This window comes from Blastococcus sp. KM273128 (genome assembly GCF_021698975.1).
Lineage (GTDB): Bacteria > Actinomycetota > Actinomycetes > Mycobacteriales > Geodermatophilaceae > Blastococcus.
Map to the genome: position 1 here is coordinate 1 of NZ_SSXA01000073.1, position 20,768 is coordinate 20,768.

The window sequence follows — 20,768 nt, forward strand, 5'->3', positions numbered from 1 at the left end:
GAGCGTTAGCACCTTCGCGAGCGTGGCCCTCGTGCCTGCCCTCACCTCTCAGCCACGCCGGACCGCACCAAGATCGCGCCTACTGGCGGACGCTCTAAGGACACCGTGGACAGAATGTTGACTCGTTTCAGCCGACGTGCCGTCGTCACAACGACTGCCGTCCTGGGCCTCGTGCTCGCCGGCGCAGGACCTGCGAGGGCGCACGTGGAAGCAAGTGCGCCCGGCGCGCAGGCCGGTGCGGGCCCGGTGACCGTGGTGTTCTCGGCAGCTGCTGAGTCGGATACCGCCGGTATCGCCGGAGTGAAGACGCAGCTGCCCGAGGGCATTCTCCCGGAGCAGGTGTCCCTGGCCTCGGGGCCGGCCGGTTGGGCCCTGGCGCCCACCCCGGACGGATACGAGATCGAGGGTCCGGCCATCGCTCCGGGCGAAGACCTCGAGTACGGCGTCACGATCGAACGGCTGCCGCTCGGCGTCACCGAGTTGCCGTTCAAGACCCTGTTGCGTTACTCCGATGGCCGCGAAGATGCGTGGATCGAGCTCCCCACCGAGGCCGATCCGGAACCGGACAACCCTGCACCGACCATCACCGTCGCGGCCGCCCCGGCGGGCGCGACGACGACCGCGCCGTCGAGCCCAGCCCCGACGTCGACTTCGAGCTCCGAGAGCGCGCCGACCGTGGAGCCGCAGGAAGAGGTGGCGCAGTCCTCGACAGAGGGCGAGTCGACCAGCACGGGATTGGTCGTCAGCATCGCTCTCCTCGCCGCGGCGCTCGCCGGGGGCCTGTGGTTCTGGCGGTCCCGTGTCTCCCGCAGTTCCTGAGGTGCTCCCGGCCGCGTGAACACCCAGCCGCGACCCCCTGTGTCGCCCGTGGATGGACCAACTCGGGCCCCCGGCGGGCTTACCGTCAGCTGTCCGACTGTGCCATCCGTCGAAGTCTGTGAGGCGATGCCATGTGCTGGCCTGGTCGCGGTCGCCTCGATCGCGTGGCGCGGCCCGCGGGGTCAGTGACGTTTCGCCGACCTGCGCCGACGCGTGCCCGTTGGAGGCGGTGGACGGCGCTCGCGGTGCTCACGCTCGCGGCCGTTGCCGGCGGGCTCACGGTCGATGTCGTCACCGCCCCGCCGGCGTCCGCTCACGCGACCCTGGTCGCCACCATGCCGGCGGACGGGGCGCGGCTGGATGCCGCACCCGCCGAGGTCGAGCTCGAGTTCACCGAGCCGGTCTCGGTAGGCGCCGGATACGTCCGAGTGCTGGGGCCTGACGGGGAGCGGGTGGACACCGGCTCGCCGGTGGAGGATGGCGTCACCGTCGTTGCGCCACTTCGCGCGGGGCTTCCTGATGCCAGCTACACCGTCTCGTACCGGGTGGTCTCCGAGGACGCACATCCGATCTCCGGGGCCTACGCGTTCGTCGTCGGTGACGGGGAGCTCGCGCCTGTTTTGTCGGCGGCGGGAGCAGACAATGTCGACGGGACCGTGGGCGTCGCGCTGCCGGTCGCCCGGTGGCTCGGCTTCGCCGGAATGGCATTGACCATCGGCATCCCGGTGTTCCTGTTCCTCTGCTGGCCGGCCGGATGGGGCGACCGGACCATGCGGCGACTGACCTCGGCCGGCCTCGTGGCCATCGTGGCCGCGGCTGTGCTCACGTTCCTGCTGCAGGGTCCGTACGTGGGCGGTGTCGGTCTGGAAGCCGTGTTCGATCCGTCCCTGCTGTCCGCCACCGCTGGTTCCAGCTTCGGCGTCATCATGTTGTTGCGGATCGTCTGCGGACTTGCGTTGGCCGCGGTGCTGACGGTCGTGTGGCGTCGGGAGGCTCAGCCGACCGTTCCGCTCGCGATCGTGGGGGCCGCCCTGTTCCTGGGGCTGGCGGTCACGGTCGCTGCCGTCGGCCACGCCGCTGCCGGATCTCTGCCCGGGTTGGCCGTCTCCATCACGTCGGTGCACGTGCTGGCCATGGCGGTGTGGCTGGGCGGCCTGACCGCGCTCCTGGTCGTCGTCGTCCGGTCCCGAGTGCCGGCCGCACAGCTGACCACCGCTCTGCTGCGGTACTCGCAGCTGGCATTCGGGTCGGTCGGGACGCTGGTGGTGACCGGCGTCCTGCAGTCGGTACGGGAGGTCGGTTCTCCCACCGCACTGGCGGGGACGACGTACGGGCAGCTGCTCCTGGCCAAGGTGCTGGTCGTCATCGTGCTCCTGGCCGTGGCTGGAGTGTCGCGCGTCTGGGTTCAGCAGCAGCTCGGAGGCCCACGTCCCCGCCCGGGTCGACGGACGGTCACCGCGCACGCCTTCGCCGCCGGCGAAGCGGAAACCGCGGCGGAACAGCACGTGCAAGACCGAACCGACACCCCCGCCGACGCCGGATCGCCGGATCTACGTCCCCTCCGGCGCTCGGTCCTCATCGAGGTCGCCATCGGAGCCGTCATCCTGGCGCTGTCGGCGGTCCTGGTCGGGACACCACCGGCCCGGTCCACGATCGCCGAGCCCGTCGACGTGACTCTTCCGCTCCAAGGCTCCGCCGACGCTGAAGCGAGCGGTGCCGTGCAGTTGACGGTCGACCCGGCGAGCACCGGACCGAATACCTTGCACATCTACGCATTCGACGGGTCAGGTCAGCTCATCCAGCCGGACGGGATCGAAGTCACGCTCAGCGAGAAGGCGCGGGAGATCGGGCCACTGGAGGTGGACCTCCTTCCGGGAGGCCCCGGCCACTTCATCGGCGACGGTATGTCCATCCCGGCGGCCGGCACCTGGACTCTCACGGTCACGGTCCGCGTCGACGAGTTCACCGCCACGACCGCCAGCGTGGATTTCCCCGTGCGTTGAGGTCCGACACGGTCGTCGCTCTTGATGCGTCTCGCCGACGGCACGCTGGAGCGCGAGCAACCCGCGCAGCGACCAGCGCGCCACTCCAGCAGTCGGGGCTGCCCATCGAGGGTGCGTCCCGGACACGTCTACGTCGTCGACGACACCGCCGACTGGACCATCATCGGCACCGTTCGTCACGGCCGGCACATCGACATGACCGGCACCGCGACCGGCATGGCGCGGCGCGGGCAGGACAGCGCCTGGCGCTACCTCATCGACAGTCCGCTGGGCACCGCCTGAGGCAACGTGCATGAGCCACCGCCCCGCAGAGCCAATGACTTACAGGCGACATCGCAAGGCCATGGCCGAGTCGTGGATGAAGTGCCCGTCTGCCCACCCGGTGAGGATCTCCCGCGCAGGAAGGTTGACCGGGTATCGCCATCGGCAGTCCGCGTCCTGTGTGGAAGGGACGCGAGTGAGGCCCATGCGCGGTGGCGTCCCGGTCGACGGGCGGGCGTGAGGAGTAGCTGACCCAGGCGTCACCCCGGGACAGGTCGCCTTCGTCGGTGCACCTCGCGTACGTCACCCCTCGCTCCCTGATCCGTCACCCCCTCGCTGCGGGATGCCGAGTGTCCCCGGACGCGATAGCGGGACAGCGCTGGTGACGGGGTGACGTGACCGCTCCTTGTCACCCCTGCCGAGGGTGACGGCTCGTTGAACATCTCTGCGGAGCGTCGACGGCATCACACCGATGCCGGAGGACCCGCACATGTTCCACGACCCCACCATCGTCGGCAGCTGGCCGGCGCTTGCCGCACGCCTGGACGACGACGCCATCCTCGTCCGCTGGGCCGCCACCGAGCCAGCCCTGGCCGGGCTGAGCAGCGTCCACGACCTGCTCGCCGTCTGGGCCGAGCGGGGCACGGACGACCACCGCGACGTCGTGCTCGCCGCGCTCGTCCGGCTGGCCGCTGTGGACGGTGGCCGCGACGACGACGCGCTGCTGCTGACGCTTCACCTGCTCAGCGGGCTGGTGCGGACGATGGCCGGGCAGCTGGCAGACCTGAATCCGGACATCCTCGCCGTGGTCGTCGGCGAACTCGCGTGCCAGATCCGCCGCTACCCATGGCGACGCCGGCCTCGGGCGATCGCGGCGAACCTGCGCGCCGAGACCCGGCGGGCGGTACTCGCCGAGCTGCGCCCCGGCAGCCGCTACCACCCCGACCGGGTCGAGATCCTGACCGCTACGGGCGACATCACTCGGATCGCAACTGCGAGCGCCGACGACGAAGGGGAGGACCTCGACGTCGTCGACCTTCTGCAGTGGGCGGTGCGCTCAGGGGTCGACGCTCAGGACGTCGCACTGCTGATCGCCACCGAGTGCAGCCGCGACCGTCAACACCGGCGCGCCGACCAGAAGGTCGCCGCAGCACACGGCATCACGACGCGCACCCTGTACCGCCGGCGGAACCGCACGCTGACCGCCCTGCGCGGCATGGCTCCTCAGTACCTGGCGGCCGTCGCGTGAGCCCGCTGTTGCGGGACGTCGACGAAGCCGGCGCCGTGACGGGCGGTGTGGCCAACGGCGCCGACGTCGACCCCGATGAGCGACTGCTGTCCGTCGTGGAGATCCAGCAGGCCTTCCGCGAGCTGCGTGCCCGCCGTCCGCGAGCTGCCGCAAGCAAGCTCGTGGCGCCGACGCGTCTCCACGAGCTCTCCGTGTCCCAGGACCCTGCACCGGTTCGATCTCCGCGCCGCACGAGGCGAGACGGGGACAGCACGGCACTCCCGGCCTTCGATGACGCGCACCGCGAGCGGTGGGCTGACAGCGGTGACATAGCGCCGCAGCGAGGCGCGAGCAGGGGTGACAGCGAGTTCGCGGCTGTCCCGCGCATGGGTGACACCGCCGCGCTGGCGGCCGACTGGATCACGGTCGTGGCGGCACACGCCGGTGCCGGCGCCTCCACGGTGGCGCTGGCCATCAGCGACGCCGCCGCAGCCACCGACCGGCGGGTGCACCTGGTGGAGGCCGCGCACCCCCGCCGGTCAGGGCTGATTGCCGCGGCGTCGGCGGAGCTGGGAACCGACGCCGCCGGCGCCTGGCGACGTGGCTCCCGCGACCGCGTGACGATCGACCGACGCGTCGCGGACGTGGAGCCTGGCGGCTGGCCGGCCCTCTCGATCAGCGAGGAGCCGGCGGTCACCGTCCTCGATCTCGGGCTGCCTGCTCCGGAGGACCTGGGCTGGCTGGCCGCCGACCGTACGAGCACCGTCATCGTCTGCCGGCCGACCGTGCCCGGGGTGCGACTGACCGAGCACGTGCTGAGCCAGCTCGCCGGGCAGCCGGTGGTGGTGGCCGTCGTGGGCCCGGCGCGCTGGCCCCGAGCGGTGAAGGCCAGCTTCGGTCCGCAGCTTCGCGAGTTGAGGTCGCGGGGACGGATGGTCCGGGTTCCGGTCGACGGACGACTGCAAACCGCCGGTCTGACCGGGGACCGGCTGCCCAAGGGGGTGGAGGCCGCCGGCCGGTCGCTGGCCGCACTGTTGATGCCCGCCGTGCCACCGCAGCCTCGGCATCGACACCGGGCGGCAGCTTCCCAGCCAGGCGCGGCGGGGGAGACACGGTGAAACCTCGCATAAAAGCAGCCGTACGAGCGGCCTCGACCGTCGCGTTCGTCGCTGCGGGCCTGGTCGTGCTGACCGCGTGGCCGGCCACCGCGGCGCCGGCGGAGTTGACCGCGGCGGTCTGCCCGGAGGCGCCCCCGGGAGTGCAGGCCTTCGCCGATCAGGTGACGGCGTGGGTGAAATGGGGGGTGCTGGCGCTGATCGGGATCGCCGCGGTCGTGTCGCTGGGTTCGGTCCTGGTCGGCCGGATGTTCTCCCACCCGCATGCCTCCCGATACGGGGCGATGGGCATCGCGGTGGTCGTGATGGTGGCCATCACCTACACGGTCATCCTGGTGATCCTCGGCTCGATCACCGGCAGTGGGTGCACCTGATGCGCCGCCGTTCCGACGTCCGGGGGAGCGGTGCGCCGGAGTGGAGCCCGATGCGTCTGCTTGTGGTGCTCGTGGTCAGCGCGGTGGTGGCGCTGGCGGTGCTGGCCGGTCTTGTCTTGGCAGTTGCCGGAAGGTTGACCCAGGAGCCGGACGAGAGGGACGCCGCCCGACAGACTGCAGCTCCCTCTCCGGGCATGTCGCGTCACGATGCGCTGGCCGTCGCGCCGATGCCGACCGCCGACCCGGATGACGCGCTGCCCGGCCCGTTGTCGAGACAGGCTGCAGGCGTTCTCGAGTTGCCACGCGCCACCGGCGTGGGCCCGGCGGACGTGCCCACCGGCTTCCCGCGTACTCCGGAGGGTTCGCTGGCGCAGCTGGCGGCGATCGATGTGACGGCGATGCAGAGCGGCTCGATGGACGGCGTGCGACGGGTGATCGCCGAATGGGCCGCTCCAGGCGGGCCGACCCCGGAGACGTGGTCCGGGGTGGACGGCATGGCGAGCCTGCTGTCTGCAGCGGAGCTCTCCGGTGCGGGGTCTCCGCAGCTGGCGATCGTCATCCGCCCGGTGATGGGACTGATCAAGGGCACGGTGGGCGAGGACTTCGTGGTGGTGTGCGTGAACCTCGAGTTCACCGTCACCGTGGAGAAGACCTCCCGGATCGCAATCGCCGACTGCCAGCGCATGGCCTGGGTCGGGGACCGGTGGGTCATCGGCCCGGGGGAGGAGCCGGTGCCGGCGCCCTCGGTCTGGCCAGGCACCGAGGCGGCGATCGCGGCCGGCTGGCGGGATCTGCGCCATGTCTAGGCCGCAGCTTGCCCAGAGCGGCCGGTTGCCGCGCCCTTGGATGCTGGTCGTCGTCCTGATGCTGGCGGTGGTGGCCTGGCTGGCAACCGCGGTTCCGGCCTCGGCCGACTCGACGATCGTGGCGTTCCCCGCAGCTCCGGCGGCGGACGATAGCTCGCTGCCGTGCCTGCCGATCAACCCGTTCTGCGTGGTCGGCGAGGCAGCGGGCGCGGTGGTCGCCGACGTGTGGGTCAGCGCCATGTTGTCGCTGTGGGAGGCCGGGCTATGGCTGCTGGGACTGGCCTTCTCCGTGATCGACGCCCTGGCCACCCCGGACCTGTCCGCCGACGGCCCGCTGGCCGCCGTCTACCCGGTGACCTTTGGCATCGGCGCGACCGTGGCCGCGCTGATGGCCATGGTGCAACTGAGTATCGCCGCGGTGCGCCGGGACGGGCAGACGCTGGGCCGGTTGCTGATCGGACTGCTGCAGTTCGGGCTGGTCTGGGCCGGCTACATCGGGGTGGCGGCGCTGCTGGTCACCGGCGTCTCAGGACTGACCACCACCCTCCTGCGCAGCCTGCTCGACATCGACAACCTGGCCTCTTTCGACCCGTCGATCAGCGTGAGCCGCGACCTGGTCGACGGCACGGTCGCCACCGTGCTCGGGGTCAGTTCGATCTTCCTGCTGGTGCCGGCCAGCGTGGGCTACCTGCTGCTGATGCTGGTTCGCGAGGCGGCGCTGATCGTGCTGGCCGCGACCTCGGCGATCTCGGCCGGGGGACTGCTGGCGCAGACGTCGAGCACCTGGTTCTGGCGAAGCCTGCGCTGGTTCCTCGCCGCGCTGCTGGTTGCCCCGGTCGCCGTGCTCGTCCTCGGCGTCGGAGTGACCATCACCGAGGGCATCATCACCGGAGCGGAGGAGACGAGCACTGAGGCCGCGGTCGGCATGGCGGTGGTCGGCTGTCTGCTGATCCTGCTCGGCGCGATCTGTCCGCTGGCGCTGTTCCGGCTGCTGGCCTTCGTCGACCCAGGCACGTCGAGTGGGGCGTCGTTGCGCTCCTCGCTGGCGGCCTCCGGCGCAGTCATGGGCGCGCTGCAGAAGGCTGGTGGCGGGCGAGCGGCCGTGGCCACCGCGGCGGCGGGTGCCCCATCCGGTGGGGTCGCTGCCTCCGGTGCCGCGGCGCAGCTGGCCGGTGACCGCGCGCAGGGCGAGTCGACCGCCGACGCGGCGACCAGTGGGCGCTTCGCCGGCGCGCTGCGAGCGCTGACCACGGGTACCTCCACGGCCGGCCGACTGGCCGCCGGGGTGGCCGCCTCGGCGTCAGACGTGCTGTCGGGCGCCGGAGTCGGGCACACCCACCCGTACTACGGGCAGCCGGTGCCCGCCCGGGTACCGGCGCGCGGCAACGGCTTCGGCGGAGGGACGGCGACCGGAGGCGGGCACGGCCGCGGGCGCCGTCCCGACGACGATGGAACACAGCCGACGAGAACGACCGGCAACGGGCGCGCCCACTATGCCGGAGGCGCATCTTCCGCGGCCTGGCCCGCCGAGCGGCTCGACGGCATCGCACCTGACCGGCCCGGTGAGAGCGACCCGATCGGTCCCGACCAGGACGACGCGCGATGAACGCCGTCCGCTACGGCGACTACTCCCGCGACGTCTCCGGCTGGTTCCTCGGGATGACCGGCGCCCAACTGGCCCTCGTCACCCTCACGGGCGTACCGGCGCTGTTGGCCCTGAACGCGCAGGCATGGGGGCTGTTCGCCGTCTGGCTGCCGGTGTGGGCGCTGCTGGCCGCCGTGCTGCTGGTCCCCATCCGGGGGCGCGCGGCCGGCCGCTGGTTCGGCGACCTCTGTCTGCACGCGATGGGAGGAGCCATGGGCTGGACGGTCTTCGGCTCCCGGGCCGCCGCCGGGACGGCCGAGGATCTTTCCGAGGCCGACCTGCCCGGAGTACTCGCCGGCGTCCGGACCCACGACGGACCGCCCTACGGGCAGCTGTTCACCCGCCCGGTGATCGTGCAGAACTTCGCGGCGCGCACGTGGGCGGCCGTGGCGCGGATCGACCATCCCGGCATCGGCCTCGCTGAGCCGGCCGAGCGGGACAGGATGGGCGCCGGCCTGGCCGAGCTGTGCGAGATCGCCGCGCGCACCGAACTGATCGACGTCCTGGCCCTGCAGGTGCGCACCGTGCCCGACGACGGTGCCGAGCGCGCCGCCTGGGAACGAACCCACACCCGTTCCGACGCCGCGCCGCTGGCCGCCCGGGTGAACGCACTGCTGAGCGCCACCCTCACCCCGGCCGCGGTGCGCACCGAGGCCTTCGTGACCGTCGTCGTCGGCGAGGGACGGATGGGTCGGGCCGCGAAGGAGTCCGGCGGCGGGGTGGACGGCCGCGCCCGGGTGCTGCACGGGGTGATGGCCGAGGTCGAGAGTGCGTTGCGTGGCCCGGTCGGCTGCACCGCCGTCACCTGGCTGGACTCAGCAGCACTCGCTGCCGCGGTGCGCACCGGTTTCGCCCCCGGCGACCGTGGCCAACTGATCGCCGCCGACCTGTCCGCCGCCAACGGCACGCAGCTGGCGACCGGGATCCCGATGGCTGCCGCCGGGCCCACCCAGGCCCGCGCCGAGGTGCGGCACTACGTGCACGACGCGTGGGCGTCGGTGACCGACACGATCCTGCTGCCCGACTCCGGGGCGGTGCTCGGTGCACTGGCCCCGGTGCTGGTGCCGACGGTGGCGGGGGAGCGGCGCTGCCTGACGGTGTTCCTGGCCCCGCTGCCGCTGGACCGGGCCACCCGGGTGGTCGGCCGGGAGGAGATGAGCGCCACCACCGGCAACGAGCTGCGCGCCCGGATGGGCTTTCGGCAGCGGGCCCGGCAACGACGGGACACCGAGCGGATCGGTGCCGCCGACGAGAAGCTGGCCGCCGGGCGGGCGCTGGTCCGCCCCGCCGTCGCCGCCTGCGTCACGGTCCCCGCGACGTGGCCGGTGGACGAGCACGGCCGACGGCTGTCGGCATCCATCCGTGCTGCCGGCTTCGTGCCATTGCGGCTGGACTTGGCGCAGGACTCCGGCTTCGCCGCCGCCGCCATACCCCTCGGTGTGGGGCTTCCCGACCGCCGAGGACGACGATGAACCGCCGCGGCTTCCGCCGGGGCCGGGACGTCGCCGTCCTGCTCGACGACTTCGGCCACCGACTGCCAGCGCAACCCACCGTGGACAGAGCGCCACGCGAGCGGGGCCCTTTCACCCAGCTGGTGTCTCGCCGCGGGCCGCGGGGACGAGGCCGGGGACGGGCGGCGGCGACCGCGCCGCTGTCGGTGTGGCGGATGACGTCGGAGCAGACGCCGGTGGTGTGGCCGCTGATCGCCACCAGCGGGCTGCCGCCCACCGGTGCGCAGATGGGCATCGACCTACTGTCGGGCGGGGCGTTCTACTGCGATCCGGTCGGCTGGGTCACCGACGACGACATCCCGGTCACCAATCCGAACGTCGTGATCTTCGGTAAGCCCGGCCGCGGCAAGTCCGCCACGGTCAAGGCCTTCGCGTTGCGCATGCTGGCCTACGGCTACCGCACCCTGGTCCTCGGGGACACCAAGGACGAGTACGAGCCGCTGTGCCGCGCGCTGGGCGTGGAGCCGTTCGTCATCGGCCACGGCCTTCCCGCCCGGGTCAACCCGCTGGCCTTCGGCCCGCTCGGGCACGGCTGGGAGCAGCTCGACGCCGCCGAGGCCCGCCGCCGCGAGGCCATCATGTTCGCCCGCTGGCTGGTGCTGATCCGTGGCCTGGTCGGGTCTCAGTCCGTGCCGTTCGGCCCGGTGGAGGAGACCGCCGTCGGCGAGGCGCTGCGACTGCTCACCGGTTACCGCAGCGGAGCCACCCGGCTGGCCGAGCCCACCATCCCGCAGCTGTGGCGAGCCCTGGACGAGCCCACCGACGAGCTGGTCGCCTGCTGTCGGTACGCCGACCGGCGGCACTTCCTCGACGCCACCCGCACCCTGCGGGACGCCCTCGGCTCCCTCGTCAAGGGCTCGTTGGCCGGGCTGTTCGACGACCACACGTCGATCGAGGTCGACTGGCGGGCGCCCATCCAATCCCTGTCGCTGTCCCGCCTCGAGCCGCTCGGTGACCAGGCCGTCGGCATCGCGCTCACGTGCCTGAACTCCTGGGGACAGGCGATGCGGGAGATCGCCGACCCCGGCGACCTGCGCATCGTCATCCGCGACGAGACCTGGCGGCAGATGCGCCTCGGTGCCGAGGCTATGAAGAGCCTGGACGCCAACCTGCGGTTGTCCCGCCGCGACGCCGACGTGCAGATCCTGCTCGCGCACAAGCCCTCGGACATGCTCACCGCCGGCGACGCATCTTCCCAGGCGGTGGCCATCGCCCGGGACCTGCTGCACCTGTGCGACGTCAAGGTGCTGCACGGCCAGGACCAGGCCGTCGGCGACGAGCTCGCCACCATGCTGGGGCTGTCCCCGGTCGCCCAACGGGTGGTGACCGGATGGGCGATCGCCGGCAAGGGCCGCGCCCTGTGGCTGGTCGGCGACCGGGCGTTCAAGGTGCAGACCGTCCTCACCGCGCCCGAGCTGGCCCTGACCGACACCAACGAGGCCCTCATCGCCGGAGGCCCGGCATGAGCGGGACGGCCGAGGGATTGGCCCTGCCGTACGCGAAGCGATGGCTGTGGAAGGCCGCTGCTCCCGTTGCCATCCCAGTATTCGGCGTACTCACCCTGCTGTTGATCCCGCTCGCGGTTCTCGCCGCTCCGGAGGCGTCGACGTCGCCGGCGTCGTCCTGCTCGATCGCCGGCACCGGCGCCTCCGCCGCCGACATCGAACTGGACGCCGTCCAGATGGGGCACGCGCAGACCATCGTCGCCGTCGCCGCCGCAGGAGGGCTCGACCCGTATGCGGCCACCGTGGCGCTGGCCACCGCGTACCAGGAGTCCCGCATCCGGATGTTGGCCAACGACGGCAGCAGCCCCGAACTGACTGCCGAACAGGCCGCAGTGACCGCCACCAGCCTGACCTACCCGCACGACGGGCTCGGCTCGGACCACGACAGCGTCAACACCTTCCAACAGCGCTGGACCGCCGAATGGGGCACCGTCGCCCAGCTGATGGACCCCGTCTACGCCGCCGAGGCCTTCTACCGCCGGCTGGTCGAGGTACCGAACTGGCGGACCATCCCGCTCACTCAGGCGGCCCAGGCCGTGCAGATCTCGGCTACCGGCGGCGCATACGCCCGCTGGGAGCCGCTCGCCCGCGAGCTGACCGCCATGCTGTGGCCCGCCGCCCAAGCCACCGCAGTCGACGCGAGCGGTGCGGCGGCCGGCGTCTGCCCGGGCCTGCCGGTCCCGGCCGGGTCGTGGATCCGCCCCACCGCCGGCACCGTCACCTCCGGCTACGGGTCCCGCTGGGGCACCCTGCACGCCGGGGTCGACATCGCCGGCCCCCGTGACACCCCTGTCTACGCCGCCGCCGACGGCACCGTAGTTCGTGCCGAGTGCACCAGCGCCTACTGCGACCGCGACGGCGCCCTGAGCCTGGCCGGCTACGGCAACCTCGTCGAATTCGACCACGGCGGCGGGGTGACCACCCGCTACGCGCACTTGTCGGCCTACACCGTCACCGTCGGCCAGCGCGTCAGCGCCGGGGGGCTGATCGGTTTCCAGGGGTCCACCGGCAACAGCACCGGCGTTCACCTGCACCTCGAGGTCCGCCTCGACGGCGCGTCCGTCGATCCAGTGCCGTGGCTGGCCAGCCGCGGCGTCGACCTGCATGCCACCACCGCCGGCTGACCGGCAGAGGGGAACCAGGACGTGGACATCAACCACCGGCTCAGGGCCGGCGCGTGACGACGCCCTTCCGGCGTCGCGATCCACAGCCGATCGCTCGGGGATGGGAAATGGCCGTCGCCGCAGTCGGTGGCGCCCTGATCGCTGTCGCACTGGCAGCCCTGGCCGGTCTTGGACTGGCCTCGGCGTTGTGGGGCGGTGGCTGGGTGTGGCCGCAGGGCACCGAGACGATCTCCCACGTCCTCGGCGGGCTCCTGAGCGGCGATCCCGGCCGCGGCCTGCCACCGAATCAGCTGGCTCGGGTCGCCCGGCCGGTGCCGGTGTACGCGTGTGTTGCCGCCGCCGAGCTCGTCCTGCTGACCGCCGCCGTCATCACCGCTGTCCTGGTCGCCCGCCACCGGCGCCCGGGCGACGCCCGCGGCGGCATGGCCACCCGCAGGGAGGCCGAGCAAGCCCTCGGGCTGCGGCAGCTACGCGCCGGGCGAGCGGTCATCCGCCCGGACCGCTACCCGTCCAGAGGCAGCCGGGGACGCCTTCATCGCCTCCTGTCCATAGGCGGCAACGCAATCCGCGGTCGTCTCCACAGATCTGTTCCGACGACCACTTCCCGATCGACCTCCCCAGCACCGTCGACCCAGGCACCACCCGTCCGCACTGTGAAGGAGAACCCTCGATGAGCTCGACCGACGACGGCATGAACTCCGATCTGCTGGCCGCCCGGGCCGAGGCTGCGGCACTGTTCGCCGCCGCCTCCCGCAACGACCAGGCCGGAGCGACAGCGCAGCTGCACTGCCTCGCCGCCGCCACCGCCTTGCGCACGCCCAGCGGCCCAGTGCCCGCAACCGCCGACGCCACCGACCCCGACCGGCTCGTCGAGCAGGCGTTGCGCATCCTCGGCAACCTGCCCGCCGCTGATTTCGCACACCCCGACGTCCTCGCCGCCGCCCAGCACGGCCACCGAGCGCTGCGTGCGCCACGCTGATGGCCACGTCGCTCGGGCAGCTACTCGACGCCCTCGCCGACACAGCGCGGACCACGGACGACAGCGCAGCCGCGCGCGCCGATGCAGGCACCGCCTTGGGCCAACTGGGTCGGGCGCTGACCCACCTGCGCCACGACGGCGTCTCCCCATTCGCCGGCGATCGCCGCGAACAGCAGGTCGCCGACCTGGCTGCCGCCTGCACAGAGCTCGGCGTCCGCGCTCCAGCGACCGAGTCGGCGTTGACTCGGTTGGCGGCTGCCGCAGCCGACACTGTCGGCGTCCTGTACGACCACACCACCGTGACCAGCCGGTGGGCCGTCGCCACCGCCGTAGCCGAGACAGTGACGCCGCTGGCCGAGGTGGTCGCCCACCGCCTGCCTGCCGGTCCGGCGACGCAGTGGCACACCGAGGTCGAGCGTCAGGCGGCCCTCGTCCAGCAGACAGCCGCGCTGCAACCGCCGACACGCGCCGACGTCGCCATCCTCGACCGCCCCGTTCCAGGTCCCGCGGTCAATGCGTCCGTCGACCCAGCACGCGTGGTCCCCGACGCCATCGGCGTCCTACTCCAGGCCACGGCCCGAGCCAATGATCCACCGTCGGTCACCGAGGTCCTGGCCTACACGATCGCCGCCCAGACACTCAGCTCTGCTGCGGCGCGCCTCGGCTCGACCGACGCACCACCGGCAGGTCAGACGACGGCGGCCGACGCCTGGCGCGCCGTCCGAACAGCCCTGCGTCCGTACGACGACGGCAGCCGCCGCTTCCACCAGCACACACCATCCGGCGTGACCGCAGCGGGTCGCCTCCATGCCATCCTCCGCTCCGAGCCCGACCCGGCCACCTGGACGGCGTCCCTGCGCGCATCGGTCACGTCCGCGGCTCAGCACCTGCCAACTCTCGCCACGCAGCTGCACTACCGCACCGTCCGGTCCTGGGCGGACAACGGATCGCTGATCGCCTACGCCCGTGATGTGCCGCCGCGGGACGAGCGGGTGGCCGCCTACCTGCGCGGATATCAGCCCGGCGGGCTGGTCCGCGTCAATGCCACCGACCTGCAACCGGTCGCCGGCGCTCTGCACAACGCCCGACTGCTCTCCCTCGCCGTCGCCGACCGGGCAGCCGGTCCGGACGCCCGCACGACGGCCGGCTTCCCGCGCCGGGCCTGGGCCGCGAATCGGGCGCTGCTGGACGATCCGCAAACGCCGGTCGCGCTCGGCGTGGCCATTCAGCAAGCCCACCAGCAGCTGCAGGCGGCGCGAGCCCAGCGGCCCGGGCCCAGTCGGGGACGCTGAAAGGGGAGTCGGATGCTCAGATCAGGGTTCGACCCGAACGACGTCGGCTGGCGGCTGGGCCGCTCGGTCCAGCCGCACGGGGTGGAACTGTGGTGCCGCTACGACCGCACCACCGGCGTCTACGGCGAGCAGGGGTCCGGCAAGACCCTTGACCTGCTCGCTCCCGCGCTGCTGGCCCACCGCGGCGCCGGGGTGGCGACGTTGACCAAGGTCGACGACCTGCTGCTGACCGCCGGGCGGCGACAGCGGCCCTCCGGCCCCGGCGAGCCACCGCGCCCGGTCGCGGTGCTCGATCCTTTCGGCGCCGCACCAGGGCTACCGGAGCTGGTGTGGGATCCGATCGCCGGCTGCGTCGATCCTCGGATCGCCGAGCGACGAGCCAAGGCGTTCGCCGCCGGCACCGTCGCCGGCGCGGTCACCGGAGGTCGGCAGGACAACGCCGCCCGGTTCTACGCCGCGGAGACAGCCAAGGTCCTGCAGGGATTCCTGCACGCGGCAGCACTCACCGGCCGAACCCTGGAGCACGTTCTGGAGTGGGTCGCCAACCCGGTCGCCGCCGAGCAGCCCGCCGAGATCCTGCAGCAGCATCCGCACGCAGCCCGGTTTTGGGACGGGCTGCTGATCGGCGCCCTGCACGGCAGCCCGGACACCGTCGGCAATACCGTGACTACGGTCCAGCAAGCGATGTCGCTGTTCTTCCAGCCGGACATCAGGGCCCGCTGCGTGCCTTCGCGCGGCCGGCCGGCGACCGATCTGGCCGAGCTGATCGCACGGCAGGGAACGGTGTACCTACTCGGCCGGGAGGACCCCTACGCCTCGGCGGTGCCGCTGATGACCGCGGTCGCCGAGCACGTCCTCGACACCGCCCTGCACGTCGCTGCCACCTCGCCGCACGGGCGGCAGACCCCGTCCTTCTTGGCCTGTCTCGACGAACTGCCGTCCACCGCGCCGCTGCCGACTCTGCGGGTGCGGATGGCCAACGAGCGCGCGCTCGGTCTGTCGTTCATCTACGCCGCCCAGACCTGGAAACAGATGGTCGTCTCCTACGGCGAGGACGAGGCCCGCTCGCTGTTCGGGCTCACCAACAATCTCGTCATCTTCGGCGGCGGCAAGGACGTCCACTTTTACCGGGAACTGTCCGACCTGCTCGACGATGTGCGGATCAGCCGGCGGACCGTGACCGACGGGCCCAGTGGCATCGGCACGTCCCGCTCGGGCGAAGACGTGCGGGTGCTGCGCCCCGGCGACATCCGGCGCATCCCTGAGCGGCACGCTCTCGTTGTCGCAGGTACGGCACCGCCGATCATCGCCCGGTTGCGGCGCTGCCTCGACGGCAAGGACGGTCAGCAGCTCGCCACCGAGCTCGACGCCGCCCGCGCGCGGGTCAGCGGTGCCCGTGCCGACACTGTCGACGTCGAGCAGCGCACGGCTGCTGCGCTGGCCTACGCCCGCGATCACCGGCTCGGGCCCAGCCGGCACGTCGACCGGGCCGACCCGCTGGCCGCACCGCAGTCCGAGACGCGCTCCTGGTGATCGTCCTGCCGTTTCCACCGCCGCCCTCTGCGGTGCTGCATGCGCTCGAACTTTTGGAGAACGTGCGTCGAGGCAACGGCGGGGGAGTGGCACAGGCCGGCGCCGTGGCGGACCTGGAGCGCCCCTGGGAGCCGGCCAGCTGCAGCGGCGAGCTCAACGCAGCGGTCTGGAGCTGGTGTGACGACGTCGTCGCATGGATCAACCACGAGTACGCGTGGCGGCCCGCGCAGATGGTCCCGGCCTGCTGGCCCCATCACGCCCACATCGCCCGGGAGCTGCCCGTTCTGGCGGTGCTGCGGTGGGAAGCAGAGAACGCAGCAGGCCCCCAACTGGTGGAGGAATGGAACCGCTACGCCTTCCCGATGTTCTGCGACCGCATGGCCCAGCGGCTCGGGGAGAGCACCTGCCGCACCGGCCGGCACCAGGACTGGCCCGCCGAGACCCGCTACACCGCCTCTCTCGACTCTGCTCCTCGATGATGAGGACGCGTGCCTTGGAGCACTCGGTCGGTAGCGCTGAGCGTGGTCTCGGCGCGCTCGTTGTCGGGGAGGCGCACGAATCGGACGCTGTGATCCGCGAGCAGACCGCCGTGGAGACCGGACCGGTGCCTGCAGCTCCGGGCGAACCGGGTCGGTGCCGGCATGCTGCTGCCCGGGCGGTCGAGCTGACCACTCCTTCGCTGGCCGCACGATTGTCGGGCCACGCCTCGGGCGGAGGTCGCTTGGTTCTGACGTTCTGTGCGGCAGGATGGGAAGCCGTGACGGGGACTATTCACGCTGTTTTGGACCGTCTGCGCGACGAAGCCCTCGACGAGCGGGACAAGGGCAGCAAGTTCGAGCAGCTCATTCGGGCCTACCTCACCACCGACCCGGAGTGGACTGCGCGGTTCTCCGACGTGTGGCTGTGGTCCGACTGGCCAGGTCGCGAGGGTCGACCGGACACCGGCATCGACCTCGTCGCTGCCAACGCCGACGAGGGCGGGCTGACCGCGATCCAGTGCAAGTTCTATGCATCCGACCGCACCGTGGCAAAGGCCGACATCGACTCGTTCGTGTCCGCTTCCGCCCACTCCCAGTTCACCCGGCGGATCGTGTTCGACACCGCCGCCGGCTGGTCGGCCAACGCCGAGGAGACGCTGGCGGGGGGCGTCGCACAGCGGGTGGACATTGGCTACCTCGCCGACGCGGCGATCGACTGGACGCAGTTCTCCTGGACGACGCCGGAGATCGTCGTCCCGACGGGGAAGAAGGCGTTGCGACTGCACCAGCAGAAGGCGCTGGACGACGTCCGCGCCGGACTCGCGGAGCACGATCGCGGCCAGTTGATCATGGCCTGCGGCACCGGGAAGACGTTCACCAGCCTGCGGATCGCCGAGGAACTCGCCGGGGCCGGACGGAATGTGCTCTTTCTCGTCCCGAGCATCCAGCTCCTGTCGCAGAGCCTGCGGGAGTGGATGGCTAACGCCGAGGTCGACATCCGGGCGCTCGCGGTGTGTTCCGACGTCCGGGTGGGGCGGCGCGCGCCGTCCGACGACGCCGACCAGCTGCCGATCGATCTGACCGAACCCGCCTCGACCGACCCGCAGACGCTGCTGACCCGATTCCAGGCCGGCACGGTCGACGCGCGGATGCGGGTGGTTTTCTCCACCTACCAGTCGATCGACGTGGTGACCCGCGCCCAGGAGCTCGGCCTGCCCGACTTCGACCTCGTCATCTGCGACGAGGCACACCGCACGACCGGCGTCACCCTCGCGGACAACGACGAATCGGCCTTCGTCCGGGTGCACGACGCCGATGCGTTGAAGGCGGCCAAGCGCCTGTACATGACCGCGACTCCCCGGGTGTTCGGCGAGGAGGTCAAGCGCAAGGCCACCGACGCCGACGCGGTGCTGGCCGACATGGGAAACGAGGAGATCTTCGGCCCCGAGCTGCACCGGCTCAGCTTCGGCCAGGCGGTGGAGGCCGACCTGCTCACCGACTACAAGGTGCTGGTGCTGGCCGTCGACGAGAAGTACGTCGCGGAGAACTTCCAGCAGGCCATGGCCCACTCCGGGGAGATCCAGCTCGACCAGGCAGCGAAGCTGATCGGCTGCTGGAACGGGCTGGCGAAGAACTTCGGCCCTGCGACCGGTGGCGATGTTCCGGCAGCCATCACGGCGCCGATGCGGACGGCGGTGGCCTTCGCGCAGCACATCAAGGCCTCCAAGGCTGCGGCTGCCGCGTTCCCCGACCTCGCCGACCGGGCGATGATCGACGCCCCGGAGGACCGGCCGCAGCTCCGCGTCCAGGCGGCGCACGTCGACGGCACGATGGGCGTCCACGAGCGGAACACCCACCTTGCCTGGCTCAAGGAGGAAATCCCGGCGGGGGTGTGCCGGGTGCTGACCAACGCCCGGTGCCTGTCAGAAGGCGTGGACGTGCCGGCGCTGGACGCCGTCCTGTTCCTCACCCCGCGCGGTTCGCAGGTGGACGTCGTGCAGTCCGTCGGTCGGGTGATGCGCAAGGCCCCGGGCAAGGAGCTGGGCTACATCGTGCTCCCGGTGGTGGTGCCTACCGGCGTCGCGCCGGAGGAGGCGCTGAGGGACAACGAGCGCTACAAGGTGGTCTGGCAGGTGCTGCAAGCGCTGCGCAGCCACGACGACCGGTTCTCCGCGCTGGTCAACCAGATCGAGCTGAACAAGCACAAGCCGGACAAGCTCGAGATCGTCACCATCACCGGCCCCACGGACATCGACGCCGTGACCGTGCCCGATCCCGACGCGCCGGTGCGGAAGAGTCCCGAGCAGCTGCTCATGGAATTCCCGGCCGACCAGTTCCGGGACGCGATGTACGCGCGGATCGTCGCCAAGGTCGGGGAGCGGCGGTACTGGGAGAGTTGGGCGAAGGACATCGCCGACATCGCCGCGGCGCACGTCACGCGGATCAAGGGGCTGCTCGCCTCGCCCGGACCGGCTGCCGACGAGTTCGAGCACTTCGTCGCGGGCCTGCGGGGCAATCTGAACGACTCGATCACCGACGACGCCGCGATCGACATGCTGGCCCAGCACCTCATCACCCGGCCGGTGTTCGAGGCGCTCTTCGCCCACTCCAGCTTCCTGGCCGGCAACCCGGTCGCCCGAACGATGGAGAACATGCTCGCGGTGCTCGACGCGCACGCGGTGGGCGCGGAGAACGAGACCCTCGAGGGCTTCTACGACACCGTGCGCAAGCGCGTGGCCGGCGTCGACAACGCCGCGGGCAAGCAGCGGGTGCTGGTGGAGCTGTACGACAAGTTCTTCGCCACCGCGTTCCCGAAGACCGTGGCGAAACTCGGCATCGTCTACACGCCGGTGGAGATCGTCGACTTCATCCTGCGCTCGGCCGACGAGGTGCTGCGCGCCGAGTTCGGCCAGGGGCTGACCGACGAGGGCGTGCACGTGCTGGACCCGTTCACCGGGACCGGCACGTTCATGGTGCGGCTGCTCCAGAGCGGGCTGATCGAACCGCATGATCTGGCCCGCAAGTACGCGAACGAGCTGCACGCCAACGAGATCCTGCTGTTGGCCTACTACATCGCCGCGGCCAACATCGAGACGACGTACGAGGAGCTGGAAGGGGTGCCGTCGCCGTTCCCCGGGCTCGTCCTCACGGACAGCTTTCAGTCGTGGGAGGACGGCGACCAGCAAGACATCGACGTCATGCCGGAGAACAACGAGCGGCTTGAGCGGCAGAAGCAGCTGCCCATCCAGGTGATCGTCGGCAACCCGCCCTACTCCTCGGGGCAGGATAGCGCCAACGACGAAAACGCGAACGAGAAGTACCCGACCCTGGACGGCGCGATACGCGATACCTACGCCGCCCGGTCCACGGCGACCAACAAGAACTCGCTGTACGACTCCTACATCCGGGCGATCAAGTGGGCGACGCTACGCATCAAGGACCGCGGCATCGTCGCGTTCGTGACCAACGGCGGATTCCTCGACTCGAACACCGGCGACGGCATGCGGCAGACCCTCGCTGAGGAATTCTCCGCGATTCACGTGTTCAACCTGCGCGGAAACCAGCGGACGGCGGGTGAGCAGTCGCGCCGTGAAGGTGGCAAGGTTTTCGGCGGTGGTAGTCGGGCCACGGTGGCGATCACCCTGCTGGTCAAGAAGTCTGACGCGGCAGGACCGGCGACCATCCACTACACCGATGTCGGCGACTATCTGACCCGTGAGCAGAAGCTTGCTCGTGTTGCCGAAGCACGCAGCCTGGGCGACCTGGCGTCAGCCGCCATCACCCCCAACCAGCACGGAGACTGGCTGTATCAGCGCACCGAGGATTTCGGCGCCTTCACGCCCATCGAGAAGATTTTTGCACTGCAGTCTGGTGGTCTCAAGACCAACCGGGATGCCTGGGTCTACAACTTTGGCAAGGGGGCTGTCGAGACATCAGTGCGCAAACTTCTGGCGAACTACAACGACGGGCTGGTCTCGGGCAGCAGGACCACTGATCCCCGATCCACCATCGAATAGGCGTGTGGCTGCGCGTCGGAAAGCACGAATGCCCCTCTGACCAGGGACGATGTGGCTTGTCGAAGGTCTCATCGGTCC

At 71.3% G+C, this 20,768-nt stretch carries 17 protein-coding genes; all 17 read left to right on the plus strand.

All coding sequences use genetic code 11. The features are described 5' to 3' along the window. Positions 1–246: 246 nt before the first annotated feature. The 17 genes from E9529_RS17255 to E9529_RS17335 all read left to right on the plus strand — a co-directional run bounded on the left by E9529_RS17255 (position 247) and on the right by E9529_RS17335 (position 20,690). On the plus strand, positions 247–819 hold the full coding sequence (locus tag E9529_RS17255) for a DUF1775 domain-containing protein (protein WP_236832503.1): 573 nt from the start codon (positions 247–249) through the stop codon (positions 817–819). A gap of 245 nt (positions 820–1,064) precedes the next feature. Continuing rightward, positions 1,065–2,822: a copper resistance protein CopC gene (locus E9529_RS17260; RefSeq protein ID WP_236832504.1), complete on the plus strand. Its 1,758-nt coding sequence runs from the start codon at positions 1,065–1,067 to the stop codon at positions 2,820–2,822. Between the two features lie 111 nt (positions 2,823–2,933). Continuing rightward, positions 2,934–3,104: a hypothetical protein gene (locus E9529_RS17265; RefSeq protein ID WP_236832505.1), complete on the plus strand. Its 171-nt coding sequence runs from the start codon at positions 2,934–2,936 to the stop codon at positions 3,102–3,104. A gap of 469 nt (positions 3,105–3,573) precedes the next feature. After that, the gene (locus E9529_RS17270) at positions 3,574–4,332 is read left to right on the plus strand and encodes a hypothetical protein (protein WP_236832506.1); all 759 of its coding nucleotides are present in this window, start codon (positions 3,574–3,576) and stop codon (positions 4,330–4,332) included. A 365-nt stretch (positions 4,333–4,697) separates the two neighbouring features. After that, on the plus strand, positions 4,698–5,429 hold the full coding sequence (locus tag E9529_RS17275; protein ID WP_236832507.1) for a hypothetical protein: 732 nt from the start codon (positions 4,698–4,700) through the stop codon (positions 5,427–5,429). Beyond that, entirely contained in the window at positions 5,426–5,800 is a 375-nt protein-coding gene (locus tag E9529_RS17280; protein ID WP_236832508.1) for a hypothetical protein, read from the plus strand. Before E9529_RS17275 ends, E9529_RS17280 begins: the two co-directional genes overlap by 4 nt. Before the next feature lie 50 nt (positions 5,801–5,850). Beyond that, positions 5,851–6,606: a hypothetical protein gene (locus tag E9529_RS17285; protein WP_308195303.1), complete on the plus strand. Its 756-nt coding sequence runs from the start codon at positions 5,851–5,853 to the stop codon at positions 6,604–6,606. Next, the gene (locus E9529_RS17290; protein ID WP_236832510.1) at positions 6,599–8,212 is read left to right on the plus strand and encodes a hypothetical protein; all 1,614 of its coding nucleotides are present in this window, start codon (positions 6,599–6,601) and stop codon (positions 8,210–8,212) included. The genes E9529_RS17285 and E9529_RS17290 overlap by 8 nt, the downstream gene beginning before the upstream one ends. Further along, positions 8,209–9,723, plus strand: coding sequence for an SCO6880 family protein (locus E9529_RS17295; protein ID WP_236832511.1), 1,515 nt, complete (start codon positions 8,209–8,211; stop codon positions 9,721–9,723). Before E9529_RS17290 ends, E9529_RS17295 begins: the two co-directional genes overlap by 4 nt. Next, complete coding sequence (locus tag E9529_RS17300; protein WP_374201366.1) at positions 9,720–11,228, plus strand: ATP-binding protein; 1,509 nt, start codon at positions 9,720–9,722, stop codon at positions 11,226–11,228. Before E9529_RS17295 ends, E9529_RS17300 begins: the two co-directional genes overlap by 4 nt. Continuing rightward, a complete protein-coding gene (locus E9529_RS17305; protein WP_236832513.1) occupies positions 11,225–12,391 on the plus strand; it encodes a M23 family metallopeptidase in 1,167 nt (388 codons plus the stop codon). Before E9529_RS17300 ends, E9529_RS17305 begins: the two co-directional genes overlap by 4 nt. Before the next feature lie 53 nt (positions 12,392–12,444). Further along, positions 12,445–13,065: a conjugal transfer protein gene (locus E9529_RS17310; RefSeq protein WP_236832514.1), complete on the plus strand. Its 621-nt coding sequence runs from the start codon at positions 12,445–12,447 to the stop codon at positions 13,063–13,065. Next, complete coding sequence (locus E9529_RS17315) at positions 13,062–13,370, plus strand: hypothetical protein (protein ID WP_014375638.1); 309 nt, start codon at positions 13,062–13,064, stop codon at positions 13,368–13,370. The genes E9529_RS17310 and E9529_RS17315 overlap by 4 nt, the downstream gene beginning before the upstream one ends. Continuing rightward, on the plus strand, positions 13,370–14,662 hold the full coding sequence (locus E9529_RS17320; RefSeq protein ID WP_236832515.1) for a hypothetical protein: 1,293 nt from the start codon (positions 13,370–13,372) through the stop codon (positions 14,660–14,662). The genes E9529_RS17315 and E9529_RS17320 overlap by 1 nt, the downstream gene beginning before the upstream one ends. An 81-nt stretch (positions 14,663–14,743) precedes the next feature. Beyond that, on the plus strand, positions 14,744–16,195 hold the full coding sequence (locus tag E9529_RS17325; protein ID WP_236832516.1) for a type IV secretory system conjugative DNA transfer family protein: 1,452 nt from the start codon (positions 14,744–14,746) through the stop codon (positions 16,193–16,195). After that, positions 16,192–16,674, plus strand: a complete 483-nt coding sequence (locus E9529_RS17330) for a hypothetical protein (protein ID WP_236832517.1) — start codon at positions 16,192–16,194, stop codon at positions 16,672–16,674. Before E9529_RS17325 ends, E9529_RS17330 begins: the two co-directional genes overlap by 4 nt. A 14-nt stretch (positions 16,675–16,688) precedes the next feature. After that, positions 16,689–20,690 (plus strand): DEAD/DEAH box helicase family protein, encoded by a 4,002-nt coding sequence (locus E9529_RS17335; RefSeq protein ID WP_236832518.1) that lies wholly within the window; start codon positions 16,689–16,691, stop codon positions 20,688–20,690. The last annotated feature ends 78 nt before the right edge of the window (positions 20,691–20,768 follow it).

Bases quoted from the DNA above. Each gene is read 5' to 3' on its own strand.
- E9529_RS17270 (WP_236832506.1), top strand. From the start codon at position 3,574: ATGTTCCACGACCCCACCATCGTCGGCAGCTGGCCGGCGCTTGCCGCA.
- E9529_RS17275 (WP_236832507.1), top strand. From the start codon at position 4,698: ATGGGTGACACCGCCGCGCTGGCGGCCGACTGGATCACGGTCGTGGCG.
- E9529_RS17285 (WP_308195303.1), top strand. From the start codon at position 5,851: ATGCGTCTGCTTGTGGTGCTCGTGGTCAGCGCGGTGGTGGCGCTGGCG.
- E9529_RS17290 (WP_236832510.1), top strand. From the start codon at position 6,599: ATGTCTAGGCCGCAGCTTGCCCAGAGCGGCCGGTTGCCGCGCCCTTGG.
- E9529_RS17295 (WP_236832511.1), top strand. From the start codon at position 8,209: ATGAACGCCGTCCGCTACGGCGACTACTCCCGCGACGTCTCCGGCTGG.
- E9529_RS17300 (WP_374201366.1), top strand. From the start codon at position 9,720: ATGAACCGCCGCGGCTTCCGCCGGGGCCGGGACGTCGCCGTCCTGCTC.
- E9529_RS17305 (WP_236832513.1), top strand. From the start codon at position 11,225: ATGAGCGGGACGGCCGAGGGATTGGCCCTGCCGTACGCGAAGCGATGG.
- E9529_RS17315 (WP_014375638.1), top strand. From the start codon at position 13,062: ATGAGCTCGACCGACGACGGCATGAACTCCGATCTGCTGGCCGCCCGG.
- E9529_RS17320 (WP_236832515.1), top strand. From the start codon at position 13,370: ATGGCCACGTCGCTCGGGCAGCTACTCGACGCCCTCGCCGACACAGCG.